Genomic DNA, 21,014 nt, shown 5'->3' on the forward strand with positions numbered 1-21,014 from the left:
TTGCATGACGGCACTAGCGTAAAGCGGTATCCTTGCGCTTTAATGGCCCGCCGCTCGTCGCGCCGGGCCACCAGTGCCACCCAAGATCGTCCATGCCCAACGTCAATCATCAGCTCCGTGCAACGCTGCCGGCCGCGCTCCATGCGGCTGTCGAGCTGGTCCTGAAGATATTTGCCTACTATCTGATTCCGGTCGGGATCGGCATCGTCTCGCTGATCGCGCTCGTCTTCTGGCATGACGAATACCGCACCAGCGGCGACGTGCCGCTGTCGATGCACGTCACGGTCGACCGGGCCGCGGCGCTGGCGCCAGGCGACGCGCTGGCCCTGGCGCGCGCCACGCCGCTGATCAATAGCCACGATACCCACCTGTCCGAAGCGCCGGTCTGGTTCGTCTTCGAGCCGATGCCGCGCGCCGGCGAGCAGGTGATCGAATTCCCGTCGCGCCACGCGCTCGACATCGGCTGCTGGAATGCCAATACCCTGGAGCCCCTCGGCGCCGCCACCCGCAGCACGGACGACGGCGCCCTGCGCGCCGACAAGGCCGGTTTCGCGATGCGCCTGGCGCCGCTGCCGCGCCAGCTGCTGTGCCGCGCCACCTTCTCGGGCCCGGCGCGCCTGTCGGTGCTGCAATGGCCGGCCGATCAGTTCGCCTTGTCGGTCAAGCAATACCACCGCAAATCGGGCCTGCTCGACGGCGGCATGATCGTGCTGGCCCTGTTCATCATCATCACGGCCCTGATCAACCGCCAGCCGGTGTACGTGCTGTTCGCCGGCTGGCTGATCCTGAACCTGCGCGTGGGCGCGCTGTCGGCCGGCTGGGACATCCAGTGGCTGGGCCAGACCGTGCCTTCCGAATGGTTGCTGCGCAGCCGCGCCGTGACGATCACCCTGTACGGCATCGCCACGCTGACCCTGTACCAGGCGCTGCTCAAGGAGCACCTGGCCGAGATGCGCTACCTGCTGCCGATGCGCGTCATGCAGTGGTTGTGCATGCCGATGCTGGCCGCCGCCATGCTGCTGCCGTATGGCATGTACCTGCCGCTGCTGTGGGGCATCCTGGTGTGCTGCTTCTCCCTGATGACGATCGGCCTGTTCAAGATCATCGTGGAATCGCGCACGCGGGTCGCGGCCTGGTTCGCGGCCTCGTTCGCGGTGACCTTCCTGGCGTCGCTGGCCGAGGTCCTGTCGGCCGCGCTCGGCATGCGCGAGCTGCTCGGCGTGATCAACAGCGTCACCGCCGCGCTCGCGTCGAGCCTGCTGGCGGCGCTGGCCGTGGCCGAGCAGATGCGGATGGAAACCGAGAAGCGCCAGGAAGCCCAGGAAGAGCTCGAGCACGCCTACCAGGCGATGCCGGTCGGCCTGTTCACGCTCGATATGTACGGCCACTTCCTGAGCGTCAATCCGGCCCTGCAGAAGATGCTGGGCATGAGCGGCTTCGCGCCGGGCCGCACCGCCTGGCGCCAGTTCTTCACCGAAGCCAGCTGGGCCAACCTGCATGAGCAGGTGCATGCCAAGTCCGAGGCCGAGATGGAACTGGCCAGCCGTGACGGCAACCAGCGCTTCCTGGTCAGCGCCACCCTGGCGCGCTCGCGCATCGAGGGCGTGCTGCAGGACACCACCGAAAAACACAAGGCCACCGAGCAGCTGCGCTTCATGGCCAACAACGATCCGCTGACCAAGGTCTACAACCGGCGCGGCATCGAACGCGAATTCTCGGGCGCCGCCGCCAGCCTGGCCGCCGGGCGGCCGATGGCGCTGGCCTACGTCGACCTCGACCGCTTCAAGCTGATCAACGACCTGTTCGGCCATGCGGCGGGCGACGAAGTGCTCAAGCAGGTGTGCGAGCGGATGGGCACGATGCTGGCCGGTGGCCAGCAGATCGGCCGCGTGGGCGGCGACGAATTCGTGATCGTGATGCCCGAGACGGCGATCCCGCTGGCCTCGATCATCTGCCGCGGCATCGTCGACCGCCTCGGCAACACCCCGTACCGGGTGGGCGACAAGGCCTTCCACGTGCGCGCCTCGGTCGGCCTGATCGAGGTGGTGCCGGGCATGCCGATGAAGGATGCGGTGTCGACCTCGGACCGCGCCTGCCGCGAAGCCAAGACCGGCCTGGGCGACGGCCTGGTGGTGTATGAACGCGGCGCCGACGCCTTCCGCCAGCGCGCGGCCGAACTGGACCTGGTCGAGCGCCTGTCCGGCCCGGACGCGACCGACAACCTGCTGCTCGAGATGCAGCCGATCATGTCGCTGCGCGCGCCGCACGAATCGATGAACTTCGAAGTCTTGCTGCGCATGCGCGAGGCGGATGGGCGCGTGGTGCCGGCCGGCGCCGTGATCGCCGCTGCCGAGAAGAGCGGCCGCGCCAGCATGATCGACCGCTGGGTGCTCACCACCACCCTGGCCTGGATCGCCGAGCACACCGAAGACCTGGTCAATACCCGCTTCGTGTGCATGAACCTGTCGGGAGCCTCGCTCAACGACGAGCGCTTCGTGCAGGACACCTTCGATATCCTGGGCCGCTACGTGCACGTGGCCAGCCGCCTGTGCCTGGAAATCACCGAGAGCGTGGCGCTGCACGACCTGGACAACACGCGCCGCTTCATCGACCAGGTGCGCAGCTTCGGCGTGAAGGTGGCGCTGGACGACTTCGGCGCCGGCTACACCTCGTTCTCGTACCTGAAGGAGTTGCCGGCCGACGTGCTGAAAATCGACGGCAACTTCATCGTCAACATCAACGCCCACCCGGCCAACGTGGCGATCGTCGAAGCCATCGTCAGCCTGGCCGTCAACCTGGGCATGAAGACGATCGCCGAATGGGCCGAAGACGCGGCCACCGTGCAGACGCTGCACGAGATCGGCGTCGACTACGTGCAGGGCTATGTGGTGGCGCGCTCGATGCCGCCCGAGCGTTTACTGGAAGGACGCTCGAGCGCCGGCTTCATCAGGGACGAGGACTTGCTGGAGCTGCTGCGCGAGCTGGAGAATCCTCCGGCGCCGCACCTGGCCAGCGTGAGCCGGCTGCACTGAGCCGGCTGCACTGAGCAGGCCGCACTGAATCACTCGAGGCCGGCGAGGGTTTCCCTGCTGCCCACGTCGTCGAGCAGGAACTGCGCGCGCGCCGCCTTCAGGGTGGCGACGTCGCTGGCCAGCGGCTCGGCCTTGACCCGTGGCATCGGAACGGCGCGGCGCTGCAGCTCGCGCGGCGGCGGCAGCACGTCTGCACGCGCCGCCAGCGGATAGGGCGCAAGCCGGGTCACGCCCTCGCTGGACGGCATGCTGGCCGTGCGCACGGTGACGGCGCCGGCTTCGCAAGGGCGGTCGGTGAGGGTGACGCGGCCGGCGTCGTCGATGCACTTGACGATGACGGTGTCGGAATAGGCGCTCGGCGCGGCGATCGCGGCGGCGGCCAGCAGGCAGATGCTCAGTTGACGCTTCATGATTGGCTCCTGGACGGATCCATGTTCGGGATTTCATTGTCTTCCTTGCATCACTACGCTTCTGTTCGCCACTTCACGTGGCGGTGTAGGCCTGCGCGCCGTCGTTTTTTACAGAACCGCCAGTCTTGGATAAAATGTCCAGCATGACCAAGACATTGCCAAGCAAGGACGAGTCCGCGCTCATCGAGCAGGTCCGCCACATCGCCGAGGGCCTGGCCCAGACCTTCGCCCCGTTCTGCGAAGTGGTGGTGCACGATCTGCGCGACCCCGGCCATGCGGTGCTGGCGATCCACAATAATCTCTCCAGCCGCGCCGCCGGCGATCCGGCCACCGAGCTGGGGCTGGCGCGCATCGCCGACAGCGCCTACCCGCAAGTCGTCGCCAATTATCCGAACCGGTTTCCGGATGGCCGCCCGGCCAAGAGCACCTCGATCGGCATCAAGGACGCCGACGGCAACTATGTCGCGGCGCTGTGCCTGAACGTCGACCTGACCCTGTTCCGTTCGATGCAGGGCATCCTCGAACGGTTCAACGCCGTGGGCGAGGCGCCTGTGGGCGAATCGCTCGATCCGGCCAATGCCGACGCCATCCGGCGCCGCATCGACGCCTTTGCTGCGCGGCTGGCGTCCTCGCCCCAGCTGCTCAAGGCGCATGAGCGGCGCGCGCTGATGCGCGAGCTGAAGGAGGGCGGTTATCTCGAAGTGCGGCGCGCGATGGAAGTGGCGGCCGGCCACCTCGGCATTTCGCGGGCGACGGCTTACAACGACATTAAATAGAATTCAGCGGTGCCACTTATCAGGGGAGTCACTCTTGAAGACAGCCGTGTACAGCGCCCGCCGCTACGACAAGACCATGCTGGCCCAGGCCAACGAAGCCGCCGGCCATGAATTGCGCTTCCTCGAAGACCGCCTGAGCCGCGAGACCGCCATCCTGGCCAAGGGTTGCGAGGCGGTCTGCGTCTTCGTCAACGACACCGTCGACGCCGAGGTGCTGGGCATCCTGGCGAACCAGGGCACGCGCCTGGTGGCGACGCGTTCGACCGGCTACAACCACGTCGATGCGCACGCCGCGCGCGAACTGGGCATCGCGGTGGTGCGGGTCACCGATTATTCTCCCAACTCGGTGGCCGAGTTCGCGGTCGGCCTGCTGCTGGCCGTGAACCGCAAGATCGCGCGCGCCAGCGTGCGCACGCGCGAAGGCAATTTCGATCTCGACGGCCTGATGGGTTTCGACCTGCACGGCAAGACGGTCGGCGTGATCGGCACCGGCAAGATCGGCACCATCTTCGCCCGCATCATGGCCGGTTTCGGCTGCACCCTGGTCGGCTACGACCGTTACCCGACGCCGGCCTTCGAGGAGCTGGGCGGGCGCTATATCGGCGTCGACGAGCTGCTGGCCTGCAGCGACGTGGTGTCGCTGCATTGCCCGCTGCTGGAAGAGACCCATCACATCGTGAATGCGGCGGCGCTGGCGCGGGTCAAGCGCGGCTGCGTGCTGGTCAACACCAGCCGCGGCGGCCTGGTCGACACCGAGGCCGCGGTGCAGGCGCTCAAGACCGGCCAGCTGGGCGGCCTGGCGATCGACGTCTACGAGCAGGAAGCGAGCCTGTTCTTCCAGGACCTGTCGTCGACCATCATCACCGACGACGTGATCCAGCGCCTGGTGTCGTTTCCGAACGTGATCGTGACCGGCCACCAGGCATTTTTCACTGTCGAGGCGATCGGGCAGATCATGCGCACCACCATCGACAGCATCGGCGCTTTCGAGCGGGGAGAGGAACTGGTCAATCGGATTCCGGATTGATGCAGGGCGCATGACTTCGTTCGTGGGCTGGACAGGCGAGGCTTGCGTGCGTTACGGTTCTCGGCATTGCCAGTCACGAGGAAAGCCAGATGCATGTAGAGCGGGTTCGTTTCGACCGGGTGTTCGACGTCCGGCAGCGCCTCAAGGAATTCAGTTTCGAGGAGGGCGGCTGGCCCGTCTACGGCGTCAGCGCCCTCGGCCTGGGCATTCCGCGCGAAGGCGCGACCTATGCGGTCGCTTTTCACGAGCGCGGCAACTGGGAAACGGTGGTCGGCTGGCGCGACCTGTCCACGTCGAAAGTGACGCTGCGGCGAAGCTCGCTGGCGGCCGTCACGCAGCCACTGCCTCTCGTGGCTCCGCTAGTGCCGGGCGTGTTCGCCGTTGCGGATAAACCCGGCGCATCGAAAGCTTTTCTCTCGCTGGCGGTGCTGGTGCTGCTGGGTGCTGTTGCCTACGCCGGGCGGGCCGTGACGCGCAACCGCCGGGCCGCAAAGATCTTGCGGGGCGCCGATGCTTTTGTCGATACGGAGGTGAGGCCATGACTGCCCGACTGGAAGATTTCGCCCATATCGTCCAAGTGACGTTTGATCGGGTGTTCGACGTGCAGGGAGGCACCTTCAGCTTCGAAAGCGGCGGCAAAAAGCATTACAGCGTCACGCTCCTTGATGGCACCGTGCCGCGCGATGGTTCGCGCTATGCGGCCGCACTGGTCGAGCAGGGCAACTGGCAGAAGATCGTGGGCTGGCGTGACCTGTCCACCCCGGACGTCGTGCTCGCCGAATCGGCCTGGGATGTCGCACGCGAACAGGCCTGGGCCCTGTACTGGTTCGGCCCGTTCATCGTCTTCGGCGCGCTGCTGGTCTTCGGCGGCTGGGCGGCGCTGGCGGCCTTGCTGCTATTCCTTTGGGCGTCGGTGTACTTCGTGCGGCGGGCGCGCGAACGCAACCGACTGGTCGACCAGGCACTGCGCGACATCCCGCCGGCCGCGCCACCGGGCAACGGACCCAGGATCGGGAAGACCGGGAAAACGTGGCTGACGGGCGTGTTGAACATCCTCCGCTGGTGGCCGTAGCGACGGCATGACCGGAGATCGCTGTGGTTTGACGCTTCATCCATGTTTGGATAATATGTCCAATATTGGATGAATCGTTAAACCGACCGCAGTGACCTGAAAGGATTGCGCCATGACCGCAGCATCGCTCCCCACTTACGAAGACGTCGCCCAGGCCGCCGAGCGTATCCTGGGCGTAGCCCACCGCACCCCGGTGCTGACTTCGCGCACCGTCAACGAGGAATTCGGCGCCGAGATATTCTTCAAGTGCGAGAACATGCAGCGCATGGGCGCGTTCAAGTTCCGTGGCGGCTATAACGCGCTGGCGAAGTTCAGCCCCGAACAGCGCCGCGCCGGCGTCGTCGCCTTCTCGTCCGGCAACCACGCGCAGGCGATCGCGCTGTCGGCCAGGATCCTGGGCATGCCGGCGACGATCGTGATGCCGCAGGATGCGCCGGCCGCGAAGGTCGCCGCCACGCGCGGCTATGGCGCCACCGTGGTGACCTATGACCGCTACACCGAAGACCGCGAGCAGATCGGTCGCGAGCTGGCCGAGAAGCACGGCCTGACCCTGATTCCGCCCTACGACCACGCCGACGTGATCGCGGGGCAGGGCACGGCGGCCAAGGAGTTGTTCGAGGAAGTCGGTCCGCTGGGCGCCTTCTTCGTGTGCCTGGGCGGCGGCGGCCTGCTGTCCGGCTCTGCGCTGGCCACGCGCGCGCTGTCCCCTGGCTGCCTGCTGTACGGCGTCGAGCCGGAAGCCGGCAACGACGGCCAGCAGTCGCTACGCAAGGGCGAGATCGTCCACATCGACACGCCGCGCACCATCGCCGACGGCGCCCAGACCCAGCACCTGGGCCAGCTGACCTTCCCGATCATCCAGCGCGACGTCGACGACATCCTCACCGTGAGCGACGAGGAGCTGGTGGCCTGCATGCGCTTCTTCGCCGAACGCATGAAGATCGTGGTGGAGCCGACCGGTTGCCTGGGGTTCGCGGCGGCGCGCCGGATGAAGGAACAGCTGAAAGGGAAGAGGGTCGGGGTGTTGATCAGTGGCGGGAATATCGACCTGGGGCGGTTTGCGAGCCTGCTGGCTGACTGAGCGTAGGGCCAACCCTACCGCCGTTCAACCCATGCCGAGGGCAGCAGGCCGATCACGCCGCCAGCGGCAACGCCACCTGCAGCAAGAACCCGCCGCCTTCGCGGTTGCGCACTTCCAGCCCTGCATTGTGCCGGGTCAGCACCCGCTCCACGATCGCCAGGCCTAGCCCGGCGCCATTCGCCTGGCCGCGCGCGCTATCGAGCCGCGTGAAGGGCTTCATCAACTGCGCGATCTGGTCCGCCGGCACGCCGACACCATGGTCGCCGATCTCGATCACGGCGCGCCGCCCGTGCCCCGTGGCCTTCACGCGCAGCACGATGTCGATGTCGGTGCATGAGGTGCCCGGCGTCTTGCCGTAGCGGCGCGCGTTTTCGATGATGTTGTTGATCACGCGCCGCAGGTCGGTCGCGTTGCCCATCACGTGCACGCCCGGCATCAGGTCGGTCTTCACGTGCAGGTCAGGGATGCGGGCCGCCTCGCGGCCGACGTCGGACAGCATCTCGGACAGGTTCACCGGCACGAAGGTCGCCGCCTCGGTCGGCTTGGCGTAGTCCAGGAACTGGCCGATGATGGCGTCCATCTGCGCGATGTCCGACTGCATGCCTTCGCGCGCATCAAGCGACAGGTTCGCCATCTCGACCTCCAGCCCCATGCGCGCCAGCGGCGTGCGCAGGTCGTGCGAGATGCCGGCCAGGATCACGGCGCGGTCCTTTTCCACCTGCGCCAGGTCTTCCACCATCTGGTTGAAGCTGCGATTGGCCTCGATGATCTCTTGCGAACCCTTCTCGGGCAGGCGCACAGGGCGCTCGCCCTTGGCGATGGCGCGCGCGGCGGCCGTCAGGCGCGCCAGCGGGCGGTTCACCAGGCTCGAGATCAGCGCCGCGCCGAGCACCGACAGCAGGCCCACCACCACGGCCCAGCCCAGCCACTGTTCGCGCGTCAGGCCCGTCAGGCGCTCGCGTTCGAGCATCAGCCAGTACTTGTCGTCCTCGATGTTGAAGCTGATGTAGAAGCCCGGCACGCCGTTCACGCCGCTCGAGAAGCGCGTGTCGGCCCCCAGCCGTTCGCGCACGATGGCGGCGATCTCGGGCATCAGGGGATTGTGCGGCGGCGGGTCGACCACGTCCGTGTCTTCCAGCGTGAAGATGCGGATGCCTTCGTTCGACACCAGTTCGAGCAGCAGCTCGCGCCGCAGGTCGGGCGCCGAGTGGGTGAGCGCGGCCTTGGTGATGGTCACCACCGACACCACCAGCTCCGCCGTCTGCTGCACCTGCTTGTCGCGCTGGAACACGCTGATCATGCCGATCCAGGCCAGCATCGAGGCTGCGGTAAGCACCGACATCAGGAAGAAGGTGCGCCAGAACAGGCCGCTCTTGAACCAGGCGAAGCGCAGGGCGCGCCGCGCCTGGGCGATCGGAGTAAACACTAGCGCGGCTGGCCTTCAGGGATGAACACGTAGCCCAGGCCCCACACGGTCTGGATGTACAGCGGGCTCGATGGATCGGGCTCGATCAGCTTGCGCAGGCGCGAGATCTGGACGTCGAGCGAGCGGTCGAACACCTCGTATTCGCGGCCGCGCGCCAGTTCCATCAGCTTCTCGCGCGACAGCGGCTGGCGCGCATGGCGCGCGAACACCTTCAGCACCGAGAATTCGCCGGTGGTCAGCGGCACCGTCTCGCCATTCTTCTTGAGCGTGCGCGTGCCCAGGTCGAGCACGAAGTCGCCGAACTCGAAGGTCTGCGGGGTCTCGGACGGCGCGCCGGGGATCTCGTCCGGCCCCTTGCGGCGCAGGACGGCGCCGATGCGGGCCACCAGCTCGCGCGGGTTGAACGGCTTGGGCAGGTAGTCGTCGGCGCCCATTTCGAGGCCGACGATGCGGTCGACGTCCTCGCCCTTGGCGGTCAGCATGATGATCGGGGTCTGGTCGCCAGCGCCGCGCAGGCGGCGGCAGATCGACAGCCCGTCCTCGCCGGGCAGCATCAGGTCGAGCACCAGCAGGTCGTAGCGCTCGCGCAGCCACAGCTTGTTCATCGCCGGCGCGCTTTCGGCCGTGACGACCTGGAAGCCCTGTTCGGTCAGGTAACGGCGCAGCAGGTCGCGCAGGCGCACGTCGTCGTCCACGACCATGATCTTGGCGGAGTGGCCCGATGCAGCGCCCGCACCCGCGTGATTGTTCGAAGTCGTTGAAGTCATAAAACTGTCCAGAATTGTCAGATGAATGTCGCTATGGTAACTTCTTATGGCTAGGGCGGATGTACGACTCAGCCCAGCCATTACAATGTGTTACAAACTTTACCCAATAAGTCTTACTCCGCTTTCGGTATGCACCTACACTGGCGACAAGTGATCAACACAGCTTATCCGTTTATCAGGCATCGCGGAAGAGGAACACCATGAACCACGCGCACAACGACAAACCAGCAGGATTCGGCGCCAATGGCGGCCGGCTCGCCCGGCTTGCGCGCCTTGGTGTGATCGCCTGCGTGCTGGCAGGTACCGGGGCCAGCGCATTGGCGCAGAACCAGGAGCGCGATCCGCGCCGCGACGAAGCGGCGCTGCGCGACCGTTATCAAATGCAGGCCCAGCAAGACCCGCGCGTCTACGAGATGCGCGACCAGGACCGTCGCGTCATGGAGGCGCAGGCCGACGCGGCCCGTGAAGAGCGCCGTCGCGGCCGGCTGTCGCCGGACGAGCGGCGCGACCTGCGGCGCCAGATCAAGGAAGGTTCGGAACTCTATCCGAACGCCCGCCGCCGCTGAAAATGCGGCTTGCAATGTAAAACGACGGCGCCGATGGCGCCGTTGTCGTTTCTGGAATTTGACATTCCTCAAGGCGTCATGCTGGCGTACCTCGTGCGTTTTTGCCGGATCCGGGCACGAATGCCCAGCTGGGCAATGGTGTCGGTCGCGTCACAAATTTTCTTTCTAGAAATCTAGTTGCCATATGTTTATTTAGATTGCGCAACATGCTATCTTTACGTCCACCTTACTGTTGGCAGGGTCTGCGTCGCCAACATTTATCGCCAAGTGGAGCGTGAACGTGTCCGACCTTGCCGTACTACCCGATGCAGCGCCCGCCGTCCGCTTCGACTCGAAGGGGCCCGAACATTGCATCGCCAGGCGCGACGACGGCGTGTATGCCGATCCCGAAGTGCTCGGCACCACGCTGGTGGCGGCGGTCGACGGCATCCTGCGCACCAGCCATTACCTGGCCGGTCTCGATTACCCGGTCCTGATCAAGGCCCTGTACGGCCACGGGCCGGAGCTGCCGCGCGATGCGGCCGGCCGGGCCGTGGTGCGCATCGCGGCCGACATCGTGCCGTTCACGCCGCAGCGCCAGGCCCTGTACCGCTCGGTCAAGATCGCCGACGGCCAGGCCGAATACTATTTCGAACCCGTGTTCGAGCGCGACGAGGAAGGCGGCGAGCGCCAGACCCGGCTCGACGTCGACGAGTTCGTCGCCGACATGTGGGCGAAGGGCATCCGCTTCGGCGCCGAGGTCGGAGCCATCCGCAGCCACATCGAGAGCGGCGCGGCCGGTCGCTACGTGGTGGCGCGCCGGCTCGAGCCGTTGCCCGGCATGGATGCCCGCGTGGAAGAGGTCACCAGCGACCTGCATCGCAGCGACGCCCCGCGCCAGCTCGCCAACGGCAAGCTCGACCTGATGAGCTTCCAGAACCGCTTCCCGCAGGTGGCGGCCGGCACGCGCCTGCTGCGCAAGGTGCCGCGGACCAGCGGCAGTCCCGGCTTCGACCTGAACGGCATTCCGATCGCGCCCGAGGTGGCGAAGGACCTCGACCTGGCCACCTATGCGGCCGACGGCACGACGGTCGAGCTGGCGCCGGAAGGCGAGTTCCTGGTCGCGCGCCAGGACGGCTTCCTGAGCGTCGACCCCAAGAGCAGCCGCATCGCCATCACCGACAAGATCGTCAGCCGCGACGGCGTCAGCGCCAGGACCACCGGCAACCTGCACCTGGCGGGCGACTACGAGGAATTCGGCGAAGTCCAGGAGCAGCGCATCATCGAGGCCGAGAGCATCACCGTGCACGGCGACGTGTACGGCCACCTGGTCGCGCGCCGCGGCGCGATCCTCCTGCGCCGCAACCTGGTCGGCGGCAGCGCGCGCAACCTGGATGGCGGCGTGCGGGTGCTGGGCGTCGCGTCCCAGGCGACGATCCAGGCGGCCAAGGGTGAGGTGCGGCTCGAGCGCGCCGAGAACTGCGTGATCTCGGGCGCGCGCATCCGGATCGAGACCGCCATCAACTGCGAGATCATCGGCGACGAGGTCGAGGTGGCGCATGCCGAGGGCAGCGCCATCGCCGGGCGGCGCGTGGCGATCGGCCGCGCGGGGCCGTGGAAGCAGGGCGAGATGCTGGCCTGGCTGCTGCGCCCCGACTGCGCGCGCGTCGACGCGGCGCTGGCGCAGGTGCGCGAACGGGTGGACCAGTTCGGCCAGCTGGCGGCGCAGCGCCGCAGCGCGATGGAAGCGCTCACCGGCCAGCCCGAGATGCGCAAATACCTGTTGATCGCGCCGCGCCTGCGCAAGGGCGAACTGGTGCTGACGCCGGAACAGGAGCCGCAATTCCGGCGCCTGGCGGCCAGCGTGGCGCCGGCGCTCAAGGAGCTGGGCCGGCTGTCGCAAGAAGCGAAGTCGCTCGACGGCGAGCGCGCGGCCGGCATGGCGCTGTTGAAACGGCTCGGGGCCCAGCGCTTCGAGCGGGTCGGCGCGGCCGGGGTGGCGCTCGGCATGCTGGCGGGCGAAGTGCAGGTGCTGGCGCTGCCCTACGAACCGGACCTGGGCTGCGTGTGGGACATGACGGCGCGCGACATCAAGCTGCGCCTGCGCGACACCAAGGGCGCGGAAGTGCTGCACGCGGGCTGCGAGGGCGCCTGGTCGTGGGACACGTCCATGGCCACGGCAGAGGCGCAGGCCGCGTCCTGAATTTGTCCCGCGGCGCGGGAAGAGTCCAAGGCTGAAGTTGACTACAGTCAACATCAGCACCGGGGACGAGGCATACGATGGTGATCGCACCCATAAAGGATCCGCCATGGTCACCTCGTCCAGCATGCTTCACGCTTCAGCCCCTTGCGCTTCTGTCCCCCGTTACCCGGCGCCGCGCAGCGGCGCCTCACGGGAATTCCTCAGCTTCATGCTCGACGGGCAGGAATACGGGCTCGATTGCGCGCGCGTGCAGGAGCTCAAGCTGCTGGGATCCCTCGAACGTTTCGCCGCCGACGGCGAAATCATCGGCGGCGTGGCGCTGTCGCATGGCGTGATCATGCCGGTGGTCGACATGCGCGCGGGCGGCGCCCAGGCCGCGGGCACGGGGTCGGACCGGTCGGCGCCGGATACCGACGTGATCATCCTGCGCCTGTCGAGCGGGATCGTCGGCATGGTGGTCGAGAGCGTGACCGGCATCGTGCATGTGCGCCCGGAGGCGGTGCAACCCCTGCCGGGCGCGCCGAGCGCGGGCTACCTGATCGGCATGGCCCGCATCGATGGGCGGCGCGTGGTGCTGATCGACATCGATCGCTTGATGTCGCTGTCGCCGCGGCGGCCGCTGAGGGCCGCCTGACCTTACGCCGTCAACGCTTCCAGCTGCTCCTGGATTTCCAGCCACTCCATCTCGAGCGCTTCCAGGTCGCGCGCCGCGAAGGCCTGGTCGGCCACCAGCGTCTTGAGGCGGTCCTTGTTCGCCGCTTCGTAGATCGCCGGATCGAGCAGCTCGGCGTCGATCGCCGCTTTCTTCGCGCTCAGCTTGGCCATCTGCTCGTCCAGGCGCTTGACCCGGTTTTCCAGGGGCTTGCGCTGGGCCGCCAGGCGCTGGCGCTCTTCGGCTTCGAGGCGTTTCTGTTCCTTGCGCTCGGCCGGCGACGCCGCCGGGCTCGGCGCGGGCGCGCTGGCCCTGGCGGATGGCTGGGCCGCCTTCGCCGGCGCCGCCTGGCCGGGCAGGGCGTCGTCTCCCTTGCCCAGCTTGGTCTTGAACAGCCAGTCCTTGTAGTCGTCCAGGTCGCCGTCGAAGGGCTGCAGGCGGCCGTCGGCCACGATGATGAACTGGTCGGTGGTGGCGCGCAGCAGGTGGCGGTCGTGCGACACCACCACCAGCGTGCCCTCGAACTGGGCCAGGGCCATCGTCAGCGCCTCGCGCGTTTCCAGGTCCAGGTGGTTGGTCGGTTCGTCCAGCAGCAGCAGGTTCGGGCGCTGCCACACGATCAGCGCCAGCGCCAGGCGCGCCTTCTCGCCGCCCGAGAACGGCTTGATCGGGCTGGTCACCATATCGCCCGGGAAGTTGAAGCTGCCGAGGAAGTTGCGCAGCTCCTGTTCGCGCACCGTCGGCGCGATCTTCGCCAGGTGCCACAGCGGCGACTCGTCGTGGCGCAGCATCTCGACCTGGTGCTGGGCGAAGTAGCCGATCGACAGGCCCTTGCCGAGCGTGGCGTGGCCGGTGAGCGGCGCCAGTTCGCCGGCGACGGTCTTGATCAGGGTCGACTTGCCGGCGCCGTTCACGCCCAGCAGGCCGATGCGCTGGCCGATCTGCAGCGAAAAGTCGATGTGGTTGACGATGGTCTTGGCCCCGACCTTGTCGCCGTGCGCGTCGAGCAGCGGGTAGCCGGCGTCGACGCCCTCCAGCACCAGCAGCGGATTCGGGGCCGCCAGCGGCTCGCGGAACTCGAACGAGAATTCGGCGGCGGCGCGCAGCGGCGCCAGTTCTTCCATCTTCGAGAGCGCCTTGATCCGGCTCTGCGCCTGGCGCGCCTTGGTCGCCTGCGCCTTGAAGCGGTTGATGAAGGATTCGAGGTGGGCGCGCTGGCGCTGCTGCTTCTCGATGGCCGAGGCCTGCAGCACCATCTGGGCGGCGCGCTGGCGCTCGAAGGCCGAGTAGTTGCCGCTGTAGCGCTTCAGCTTGCGGTCGTCGATGTGCACCACCACGTTCACGATCTCGTCCAGGAAGTCGCGGTCGTGCGAGATGATGATCAGGGTGCCGGGATAGCGCTTGAGCCAGTCCTCGAGCCAGATGATGGCGTCCAGGTCCAGGTGGTTGGTCGGTTCGTCGAGCAGCAGCAGGTCGGAAGGGCACATCAGCGCCTGCGCCAGGTTCAGGCGCATGCGCCAGCCGCCCGAGAAGCTGGCCACCGGCTGGTTCATCTGCGCCAGCGAAAAGCCCAGGCCCAGCAGCAGCTGCTCGCCGCGCGACTGCACGGTGTAGGCGTCGGCGTCGGCCAGGGCGGCATGCAGCTCGCCCAGGCGCATGCCGTGGGCGTCGGCATCGGGGTGCGACTCCAGTTCTTCCAGCTCGGCCTGGAGGCGGCGCAACCCGACGTCGCCGTCGATCGCGTAGTCGAGCGCGGCGCGCTCGAGCGGCGGGGTCTCTTGCGCCACATAGGCCATGCGCCACTTGGCGGGGAAGTCGATCTGCCCCTGGTCCGGATGCAGTTCGTTGCGCAGCAGGCCGAACAGGCTCGATTTGCCGGCGCCGTTGGCGCCGATCAGGCCGATCTTGTCGCCCGGGTTGAGGGTCAGGTCGGCGTCGACGAGCAGCGGCTTGGTGCCGCGCATCAGGCTGACGTTCTGGATACGGATCATGGTGGGGCGCTGAATGATTGGATGACAAAGTGGGGTGGACGACAAGCCGTCCACCCCACGGATAGATGACCGGATCGCTTACTGCGCGGTCTGCAGCTGCTCGGCCGTCAGCAGGAACACCGCATCGTCGCCGATGCTGGTGGTCAGCCAGGTCAGGCCCAGGTGGCCGAAGGCGGCTTCGGCGAACTCGCGCTCGTTGCCGATCTCGACCACCAGGATGCCGTCCGGGGTCAGGCGCTCGGCGGCGCCGGCGATGATCTTGCGCACCAGGTCCATGCCGTCTTCGCCGCCGGCCAGCGCGATCTGCGGCTCGTTCAGGTATTCCGGCGGCAGGGTGCGCATCGATTCCGAGTTCACGTACGGCGGATTGCTGATGATCAGGTCGTACTTCTTGAACGGCACGTTCTCGTACAGGTCGGACTCGATCGGGTTGACGCGGCCTTCCAGCTTGTATTCGCGGATGTTGTGCTCGGCCACGGCCAGCGCATCCTTCGAGATGTCGACCGCGTCGACCACCGCGTTCTCGAAGATGTCGGCCGCCATGATCGCCAGGCAACCGCTGCCGGTGCACAGTTCGAGCACGTTCTCGACGCCGTCCGGGTCGGTCAGCCATGGGCTGAACTGCTGCGGGATCAGCTCGGCGATGAAGGAGCGCGGCACCAGCACGCGTTCGTCGACGTAGAAGCGGTATTCGCCCAGCCACGCTTCCTTGGTGATGTAGGCGGCCGGCACGCGCTCGGTGACGCGGCGCTCGATCACGGCCAGCACCTGCAGCACTTCGTCGGGCAGCAGCCTGGCGTCGAGGAAGGGCTCGAGGCGGTCCAGCGGCAGTTTCAGGGTGTGCAGGATCAGGTAGGCGGCTTCGTCGAAGGCCTCGGCGCTGCCGTGGCCGAAGAACAGCTTGGCGCCGTTGAAGCGGGTGACGGCATAGCGCAGCAGGTCGCGCGGCGTACTGAAGGTGGTGTTGGTCATGGTCTTGTTCTCGTGTTGGTTCAGCGCCCCGATCAGGCAGCCAGCAGGCGTTCGAGCGTGCGGCGGTAGATGTTCTTCAGGGGATCGATGTAGCGCAGCTCGATATGTTCATCGATCTTGTGGATGCTGGCGTTCGGTGGGCCGAATTCTATCACCTGGGGGCAGATGCGGGCGATGAAGCGGCCGTCCGAGGTCCCGCCGGTGGTCGACAGTTCGGCCTGCACGCCCAGCTCTTCCTTGATGGCGCCGCAGATCGTGTCCGACAGCGTGCCCTTTTCGGTCAGGAAGGGCTGGCCCGACAGCGTCCACTCCAGGTCGTAATCCAGGCCATGGCGGTCGAGGATGGCGTGCACGCGCGCTTCCAGGCCCTCGGCGGTGCTGGCGGTCGAGAAGCGGAAGTTGAAGTCGATCGTCAACTGGCCCGGGATCACGTTGGTGGCGCCGGTGCCGGCCGCCATGTTCGAGATCTGCCAGCTGGTCGGCGCGTAGTACTCGTTGCCTTCGTCCCAGACCTCGGCGGTCAGCTCGGCCAGCGCCGGCGCGGCCTGGTGGATCGGGTTGCGCGCCAGGTGCGGATAGGCGATGTGTCCCTGGATGCCCTTGATGACCAGGTGGCCCGACAGCGAACCGCGGCGGCCGTTCTTGATCGTGTCGCCCAGCACGTGGTTTGACGTCGGCTCGCCGACCAGGCAGTAGTCGAGCGTCTCGCCGCGTTCTTCCAGCAGGTCGACCACGACCGCGGTGCCGTCGACGGCCGGGCCTTCCTCGTCGCTGGTGACCAGGAAGGCGATCGAGCCCTTGTGGTCGGGGTGGTGCGCGATGAATTCCTCGCAGGCGATCACCATGGCCGCGATCGAGGTCTTCATGTCCGAGGCGCCGCGTCCATACAGCTTGCCGTCGCGCTGGGTCGGCACGAAGGGTTCCGATTCCCACTGGTGCAGCGGGCCGGCCGGGACCACGTCGGTATGGCCGGCGAACACGAACAGCGGCGCTTCGCTGCCCTTGCGCGCCCACAGATTGGTCACGCCGTTCGACTCGATGGTCTCGCAGCGAAAGCCCAGCGGCGCCAGTAGCTCGATCAGGCGCTGCTGGCAGCCCTTGTCGTGCGGCGTGATCGAATCGAGCGCGATCAGCTCTTCGGTCAGCAGCAGGGTGCGGGAAGGCTTCACTTGGCGCCCTCGAACTTGCTGGCGTACTGGTCGGCGGAGAAGCCGACCGAGACCGGGCCGACGCCGGCAAGGACCGGGCGCTTGATGACGGACGGGTTTTCCAGCATCAGATCGGTCGCGCTGTCGGCATCGTTGACTTGCGCCTTGCGTTCGTCGGACAGGTTGCGCCAGGTCATCCCCTTGCGGTTGACCAGGGTTTCCCAGTCGACGTCCTTCAGCCAACCCTGCACCAGTTCGCGGCTCAGGCCTTGTTTCTTGAAGTCATGGAAGGTGAAGTCGTGGCCATTGTCGGCCAGCCAGGTGCGGGCCTTCTTGACGGTGTCGCAGTTGGGGATGCCGTAGAGAGTCGTAGTCATGGGTAATCTTGGCCGCCGGGGCGGCGTGGTCGTTCGAAAAGGCGTGAGGATAGTGTATGCGCGCGGCGGCGCACAAGGTGCTTCGGTCGATTGTACACAGATGAGGCGGACGGGCGCGCCGCCTGCTGCATCGGGCGCCGGATCAGGAGTTGAGCGTGAACTCGGTGAACGAGGCGCCCTGGGGCGCCGCCGGTTTCTCCCGCTCCTGCTCTTGCGTCTGCTGGACCTGGCTCTCCGGCCCATTGTTGAGCAGCCAGAGCAGGTTGGTGGCCGAGTCGGCATTGGCCAGGGCCTCGTCCTGGGTCACCAGGCCCTCCTTGACCAGCTTGAACAGCGCGCCCTCGAACGATTGCGAACCGGGCGACAGGCTCTTGTCCATCGCTTCCTTGATCTGGCCGATCTCGCCTTTCTCGATCAGGTCGGCGATGTAGCGGGTGTTCAGCATCACTTCGACCGCCGCCTGGCGCGCGCCGCCGGCCGCCGATTTCACCAGCCGCTGCGAGACGATGGCCTTGACGCTCGAGGCCAGGTCTTGCAGCAGGGCGGCGCGGTTTTCCATCGGGTAGAAGCTGATGATGCGGTTCAGCGCGTTGTAGCTGTTGTTGGCGTGCAGGGTGGCCAGCACCAGGTGGCCCGATTGGGCATAGGCCAGGGCCGCGGCCATCGTTTCGCGGTCGCGGATCTCGCCGATCAGGATGCAGTCGGGCGCCTGGCGCATCGAGTTCTTCAGGGCGATGCCGAAGCTGCTGGCGTCGCTGCCGATCTCGCGCTGGTTGACGATCGATTTCTTGTTCTTGAACAGGTATTCGATCGGGTCTTCGAGCGTCAGGATGTGGCCGGTGCGTTGTTCGTTGCGGTGGTCGAGCATGGCGGCGATGGTGGTCGACTTGCCGGAGCCGGTGGCGCCGACCACCAGCAGCAGGCCGCGCTTTTCCATGATCAGTTCGGACAGCACCGGCGGCAGGCCGAGCCCGCCCAACGGCGGGATGTCGGCCGGCACGAAGCGGAACACGGCCGAGACCGAGCCGCGCTGGCGGAAGGCCGACAGGCGAAAGCGCCCGAGGTTCGGGACCGACACGCCCATGTTCAATTCGTTGTCGCGGTCGAGTTCGGCCAGCTGTTCGGGCGTGGCGACCTCGGACAGCAGCGACAGGATGTTCTCGGGTTCGAGACGATGCTGGTTGATGGGGATGAGGGCGCCGTTGATCTTGATGTGCACCGGGGAGTTCACGGCGAAGAACATGTCGGAAGCGTTCTTCTCTTTCATCAGCTGGAACAGGCGGTCCATGGCCATCGCATCGTCTCCGTTTGTTTCGGGTATTCCGGGGCCGGTTGGATGCGTCGGCGGCGAAGCCGCCGACGCATCCAGCCAGCTTAAACGCCGCGCAGCAGCTCGTTGATGCCGGTCTTCGAGCGCGTCTGCGCATCCACGCGCTTGACGATCACCGCGCAGTACAGGCTGTACTTGCCGTCGGCGGACGGCAGGCTGCCCGACACCACGACCGAACCCGACGGCACGCGGCCATAGGTCACTTCGCCGGTTTCGCGGTTGTAGATCTTGGTCGACTGGCCGATGTACACGCCCATCGAGATCACCGAGTTCTCTTCGACGATCACGCCTTCGACGATTTCCGAACGGGCGCCGATGAAGCAGTTGTCTTCGATGATGGTCGGGTTGGCCTGCATCGGTTCCAGCACGCCGCCGATGCCGACGCCGCCCGACAGGTGGACGTTCTTGCCGATCTGGGCGCAGGAGCCGACGGTGGCCCAGGTGTCGACCATCGTGCCTTCATCGACATAGGCGCCGATGTTGACGTAGGACGGCATCAGGACGACGTTCTTGCCGATGAAGCTGCCGCGGCGGGCGACGGCCGGCGGCACCACGCGGAAACCGCCGCGCGCGAAATCTTCCGGGGTGTAGTCGGCGAACTTGGTCGGCACCTTGTCGTAGAACTGGATGTCGCCCGAGGCGACCGGCACGTTGTTCTCCAGGCGGAACGACAGCAGCACGGCCTTCTTGATCCACTGGTTCACGACCCAGGCGCCGGTGTCCTTCTGCGCCACGCGCAGGCTGCCGTCATCGAGGCCGGCAAGGACGTGGGCGACGGCGTCGCGCACTTCGGCGCTGGCGTTGTTCGGGCTGATGTCGGCGCGCTGTTCCCAGGCGGTGTCGATGATGGTTTGCAGTTGTTGGGTCATGATGCTGGTCTTGGTTGAAATGAAAAACAGGTATTCGTGGGGGCCGTTATTTCAGGCCCTGGCAGAACTGGACGATGCGGTTCGCCGCTTCCAGTCCTTCGTCGACGCCGGCCACCAGGGCCATGCGGATACGATCGCGCCCCGGATTCTGGCCGTGCGCTTCGCGCGCCAGGTAGCTGCCCGGGAGGACCGTCACATTATAGTCGGCGTACAGGCGGCGTGCGAAGTCGGTGTCCGACAGGCCGGTGCGGCGCACGTCGGCCCACAGGTAGAAGCCGGCGTCGGGCAGCTCGACGTCCATCACGCCCTTGAGCAGCGGGGTGATGAGGGCGAACTTCTCCTTGTACAGCGCGCGGTTGTCCTGCACGTGCTGCTCGTCGTTCCAGGCCGCGATCGAGGCCGCCTGCACCGGCGGCGACATCGCGCCGCCGCAATAGGTGCGGTACAGCAGGAATTTCTTCATCGCCACCGGATCGCCGGCCACGAAGCCGGAGCGCATGCCCGGCACGTTCGAGCGCTTCGACAGGCTCGAGAACACGATCAGGTTGCGGTACGGCTGTTCGCCACCGCTCCTTCCGAGCTGGTGCGCCGCTTCCAGCGCGCCCAGCGGCGGCGCCGAGCCGGTATAGATCTCGGAATAGCACTCGTCGGCCGCGATCAGGAAGCCCCAGCGGTCGGACAATTCGAACAGCTGGCGCCAGTCGTCCAGCGACAGGGTGGCGCCGGTCGGATTGCCGGGCGAGCACACATACAGCAGCTGCACGCGCGGCCACACGTCTTCCGGCACGCTGCCGTAATCCGGCGCGAAGTTGCGCGCGGGTTCGGAGTTGACGAAGTACGGCGCCGCGCCGGCCAGGTAGGCCGCGCCTTCGTAGATCTGGTAGAACGGGTTCGGGCACATCGCCAGCGCATCCGGCCGGGAGGCGTCGATCATGCACTGGGCGATCGCGAACAGCGCTTCGCGCGAGCCGTTCACCGGCAGCACCATGGTGGCCGGGTCCAGCGCCGGGATGCCGTAACGGCGTTCCAGCCAGCCGGCGATCGCCGCGCGCAGGGGCTCGCCGCCGACCGTGCTCGGATAGTTGGCCAGGCCGGCCACCGAATGCGTCAGCGCTTTTTCGATGAAGGCCGGCGTCGGATGCTTCGGTTCGCCGATGCCCAGGCTGATCGCGGAATAGGCCGGGTTCGGGGCGACGCCGGCAAACAGCTGGCGCAGCTTTTCGAACGGGTAGGGATGGAGCTTGTCGAGATGGGGATTCACGGCAGTCTTGGGCGCACAACGGTGTGCGCTTTTCGATAATTTTTTATTATAGCTCCATGAATGGAAGAACGTTCG

Annotated in this window: 19 protein-coding genes; 9 read left to right on the top strand and 10 right to left on the bottom strand. The window is 66.8% G+C overall.

The window, feature by feature from the left end; all coding sequences use genetic code 11:
• Positions 1-92 precede the first annotated feature (92 nt).
• Positions 93-3,032 (top strand): putative bifunctional diguanylate cyclase/phosphodiesterase, encoded by a 2,940-nt coding sequence (locus LO55_RS15085; protein WP_071362084.1) that lies wholly within the window; start codon positions 93-95, stop codon positions 3,030-3,032.
• A gap of 29 nt (positions 3,033-3,061) precedes the next feature.
• Here LO55_RS15085 and LO55_RS15090 read toward each other — a convergent pair whose 3' ends face one another.
• Entirely contained in the window at positions 3,062-3,442 is a 381-nt protein-coding gene (locus tag LO55_RS15090; RefSeq protein ID WP_005666579.1) for a hypothetical protein, read from the bottom strand.
• A gap of 134 nt (positions 3,443-3,576) precedes the next feature.
• On the opposite strand from LO55_RS15090, the gene LO55_RS15095 reads away from it, so the two are divergent.
• From LO55_RS15095 to LO55_RS15115, 5 genes are all read left to right on the top strand, one after another.
• On the top strand, positions 3,577-4,218 hold the full coding sequence (locus tag LO55_RS15095) for a helix-turn-helix transcriptional regulator (RefSeq protein ID WP_071362085.1): 642 nt from the start codon (positions 3,577-3,579) through the stop codon (positions 4,216-4,218).
• Positions 4,219-4,252: 34 nt separating this feature from the next.
• Entirely contained in the window at positions 4,253-5,245 is a 993-nt protein-coding gene (locus LO55_RS15100) for a 2-hydroxyacid dehydrogenase (RefSeq protein ID WP_071362086.1), read from the top strand.
• Between the two features lie 89 nt (positions 5,246-5,334).
• Positions 5,335-5,787, top strand: coding sequence for a hypothetical protein (locus LO55_RS15105; RefSeq protein WP_071362087.1), 453 nt, complete (start codon positions 5,335-5,337; stop codon positions 5,785-5,787).
• The gene (locus LO55_RS15110) at positions 5,784-6,317 is read left to right on the top strand and encodes a hypothetical protein (RefSeq protein ID WP_071362088.1); all 534 of its coding nucleotides are present in this window, start codon (positions 5,784-5,786) and stop codon (positions 6,315-6,317) included. The genes LO55_RS15105 and LO55_RS15110 overlap by 4 nt, the downstream gene beginning before the upstream one ends.
• A 112-nt stretch (positions 6,318-6,429) precedes the next feature.
• A complete protein-coding gene (locus tag LO55_RS15115) occupies positions 6,430-7,398 on the top strand; it encodes a threo-3-hydroxy-L-aspartate ammonia-lyase (RefSeq protein WP_071362089.1) in 969 nt (322 codons plus the stop codon).
• Positions 7,399-7,450: 52 nt separating this feature from the next.
• Here LO55_RS15115 and LO55_RS15120 read toward each other — a convergent pair whose 3' ends face one another.
• Together LO55_RS15120 and ompR are read right to left on the bottom strand one after the other, a co-directional pair.
• Positions 7,451-8,824, bottom strand: coding sequence for a sensor histidine kinase family protein (locus LO55_RS15120; protein WP_071362090.1), 1,374 nt, complete (start codon positions 8,822-8,824; stop codon positions 7,451-7,453).
• Positions 8,824-9,591 carry an osmolarity response regulator transcription factor OmpR gene (ompR, locus tag LO55_RS15125; RefSeq protein ID WP_005666593.1) on the bottom strand — a complete coding sequence of 256 codons (768 nt, stop codon included), beginning with the start codon at positions 9,589-9,591 and terminating at the stop codon, positions 8,824-8,826. The genes LO55_RS15120 and ompR overlap by 1 nt, the downstream gene beginning before the upstream one ends.
• A 200-nt stretch (positions 9,592-9,791) precedes the next feature.
• Between ompR and LO55_RS15130 the strand changes: the two genes are divergently transcribed.
• From LO55_RS15130 to LO55_RS15140, 3 genes are all read left to right on the top strand, one after another.
• Positions 9,792-10,157 carry a hypothetical protein gene (locus LO55_RS15130; protein WP_005666595.1) on the top strand — a complete coding sequence of 122 codons (366 nt, stop codon included), beginning with the start codon at positions 9,792-9,794 and terminating at the stop codon, positions 10,155-10,157.
• A gap of 280 nt (positions 10,158-10,437) precedes the next feature.
• On the top strand, positions 10,438-12,339 hold the full coding sequence (locus tag LO55_RS15135) for a flagellar assembly protein A (RefSeq protein WP_071363799.1): 1,902 nt from the start codon (positions 10,438-10,440) through the stop codon (positions 12,337-12,339).
• A 124-nt stretch (positions 12,340-12,463) separates the two neighbouring features.
• Positions 12,464-12,973 (top strand): chemotaxis protein CheW, encoded by a 510-nt coding sequence (locus LO55_RS15140; RefSeq protein ID WP_071363800.1) that lies wholly within the window; start codon positions 12,464-12,466, stop codon positions 12,971-12,973.
• A gap of 2 nt (positions 12,974-12,975) precedes the next feature.
• Here the strand turns inward: LO55_RS15140 and LO55_RS15145 are convergent, their stop codons facing one another.
• From LO55_RS15145 to dapC, 7 genes are all read right to left on the bottom strand, one after another.
• Positions 12,976-14,982: an ATP-binding cassette domain-containing protein gene (locus LO55_RS15145; protein ID WP_071362091.1), complete on the bottom strand. Its 2,007-nt coding sequence runs from the start codon at positions 14,980-14,982 to the stop codon at positions 12,976-12,978.
• A gap of 78 nt (positions 14,983-15,060) precedes the next feature.
• A complete protein-coding gene (gene prmB / locus LO55_RS15150; RefSeq protein ID WP_071362092.1) occupies positions 15,061-15,954 on the bottom strand; it encodes a 50S ribosomal protein L3 N(5)-glutamine methyltransferase in 894 nt (297 codons plus the stop codon).
• Positions 15,955-15,986: 32 nt separating this feature from the next.
• Positions 15,987-17,123, bottom strand: coding sequence for a succinyl-diaminopimelate desuccinylase (dapE, locus tag LO55_RS15155; protein WP_071362093.1), 1,137 nt, complete (start codon positions 17,121-17,123; stop codon positions 15,987-15,989).
• Positions 17,120-17,479, bottom strand: coding sequence for an ArsC family reductase (locus LO55_RS15160; RefSeq protein ID WP_071362094.1), 360 nt, complete (start codon positions 17,477-17,479; stop codon positions 17,120-17,122). Before LO55_RS15160 ends, dapE begins: the two co-directional genes overlap by 4 nt.
• A gap of 142 nt (positions 17,480-17,621) precedes the next feature.
• On the bottom strand, positions 17,622-18,773 hold the full coding sequence (locus LO55_RS15165; protein ID WP_071362095.1) for a PilT/PilU family type 4a pilus ATPase: 1,152 nt from the start codon (positions 18,771-18,773) through the stop codon (positions 17,622-17,624).
• An 80-nt stretch (positions 18,774-18,853) separates the two neighbouring features.
• Positions 18,854-19,678, bottom strand: a complete 825-nt coding sequence (gene dapD / locus LO55_RS15170; RefSeq protein WP_071362096.1) for a 2,3,4,5-tetrahydropyridine-2,6-dicarboxylate N-succinyltransferase — start codon at positions 19,676-19,678, stop codon at positions 18,854-18,856.
• Between the two features lie 46 nt (positions 19,679-19,724).
• Complete coding sequence (dapC, locus tag LO55_RS15175; RefSeq protein WP_071362097.1) at positions 19,725-20,939, bottom strand: succinyldiaminopimelate transaminase; 1,215 nt, start codon at positions 20,937-20,939, stop codon at positions 19,725-19,727.
• Positions 20,940-21,014: the final 75 nt, after the last annotated feature.

Source organism: Massilia timonae (assembly GCF_001866515.1).
GTDB lineage: Bacteria > Pseudomonadota > Gammaproteobacteria > Burkholderiales > Burkholderiaceae_D > Telluria > Telluria timonae.

What these genes read in the sequence shown, in the direction of transcription:
- LO55_RS15085 (WP_071362084.1), top strand. Translation starts at nt 93, where the DNA reads ATGCCCAACGTCAATCATCAGCTCCGTGCAACGCTGCCGGCCGCGCTC.
- LO55_RS15090 (WP_005666579.1), bottom strand. Translation starts at nt 3,442, where the DNA reads ATGAAGCGTCAACTGAGCATCTGCCTGCTGGCCGCCGCCGCGATCGCC.
- LO55_RS15095 (WP_071362085.1), top strand. Translation starts at nt 3,577, where the DNA reads ATGTCCAGCATGACCAAGACATTGCCAAGCAAGGACGAGTCCGCGCTC.
- LO55_RS15105 (WP_071362087.1), top strand. Translation starts at nt 5,335, where the DNA reads ATGCATGTAGAGCGGGTTCGTTTCGACCGGGTGTTCGACGTCCGGCAG.
- LO55_RS15110 (WP_071362088.1), top strand. Translation starts at nt 5,784, where the DNA reads ATGACTGCCCGACTGGAAGATTTCGCCCATATCGTCCAAGTGACGTTT.
- LO55_RS15115 (WP_071362089.1), top strand. Translation starts at nt 6,430, where the DNA reads ATGACCGCAGCATCGCTCCCCACTTACGAAGACGTCGCCCAGGCCGCC.
- ompR (WP_005666593.1), bottom strand. Translation starts at nt 9,591, where the DNA reads ATGACTTCAACGACTTCGAACAATCACGCGGGTGCGGGCGCTGCATCG.
- LO55_RS15130 (WP_005666595.1), top strand. Translation starts at nt 9,792, where the DNA reads ATGAACCACGCGCACAACGACAAACCAGCAGGATTCGGCGCCAATGGC.
- LO55_RS15140 (WP_071363800.1), top strand. Translation starts at nt 12,464, where the DNA reads ATGCTTCACGCTTCAGCCCCTTGCGCTTCTGTCCCCCGTTACCCGGCG.
- LO55_RS15145 (WP_071362091.1), bottom strand. Translation starts at nt 14,982, where the DNA reads ATGATCCGTATCCAGAACGTCAGCCTGATGCGCGGCACCAAGCCGCTG.
- prmB (WP_071362092.1), bottom strand. Translation starts at nt 15,954, where the DNA reads ATGACCAACACCACCTTCAGTACGCCGCGCGACCTGCTGCGCTATGCC.
- LO55_RS15160 (WP_071362094.1), bottom strand. Translation starts at nt 17,479, where the DNA reads ATGACTACGACTCTCTACGGCATCCCCAACTGCGACACCGTCAAGAAG.
- LO55_RS15165 (WP_071362095.1), bottom strand. Translation starts at nt 18,773, where the DNA reads ATGGCCATGGACCGCCTGTTCCAGCTGATGAAAGAGAAGAACGCTTCC.
- dapD (WP_071362096.1), bottom strand. Translation starts at nt 19,678, where the DNA reads ATGACCCAACAACTGCAAACCATCATCGACACCGCCTGGGAACAGCGC.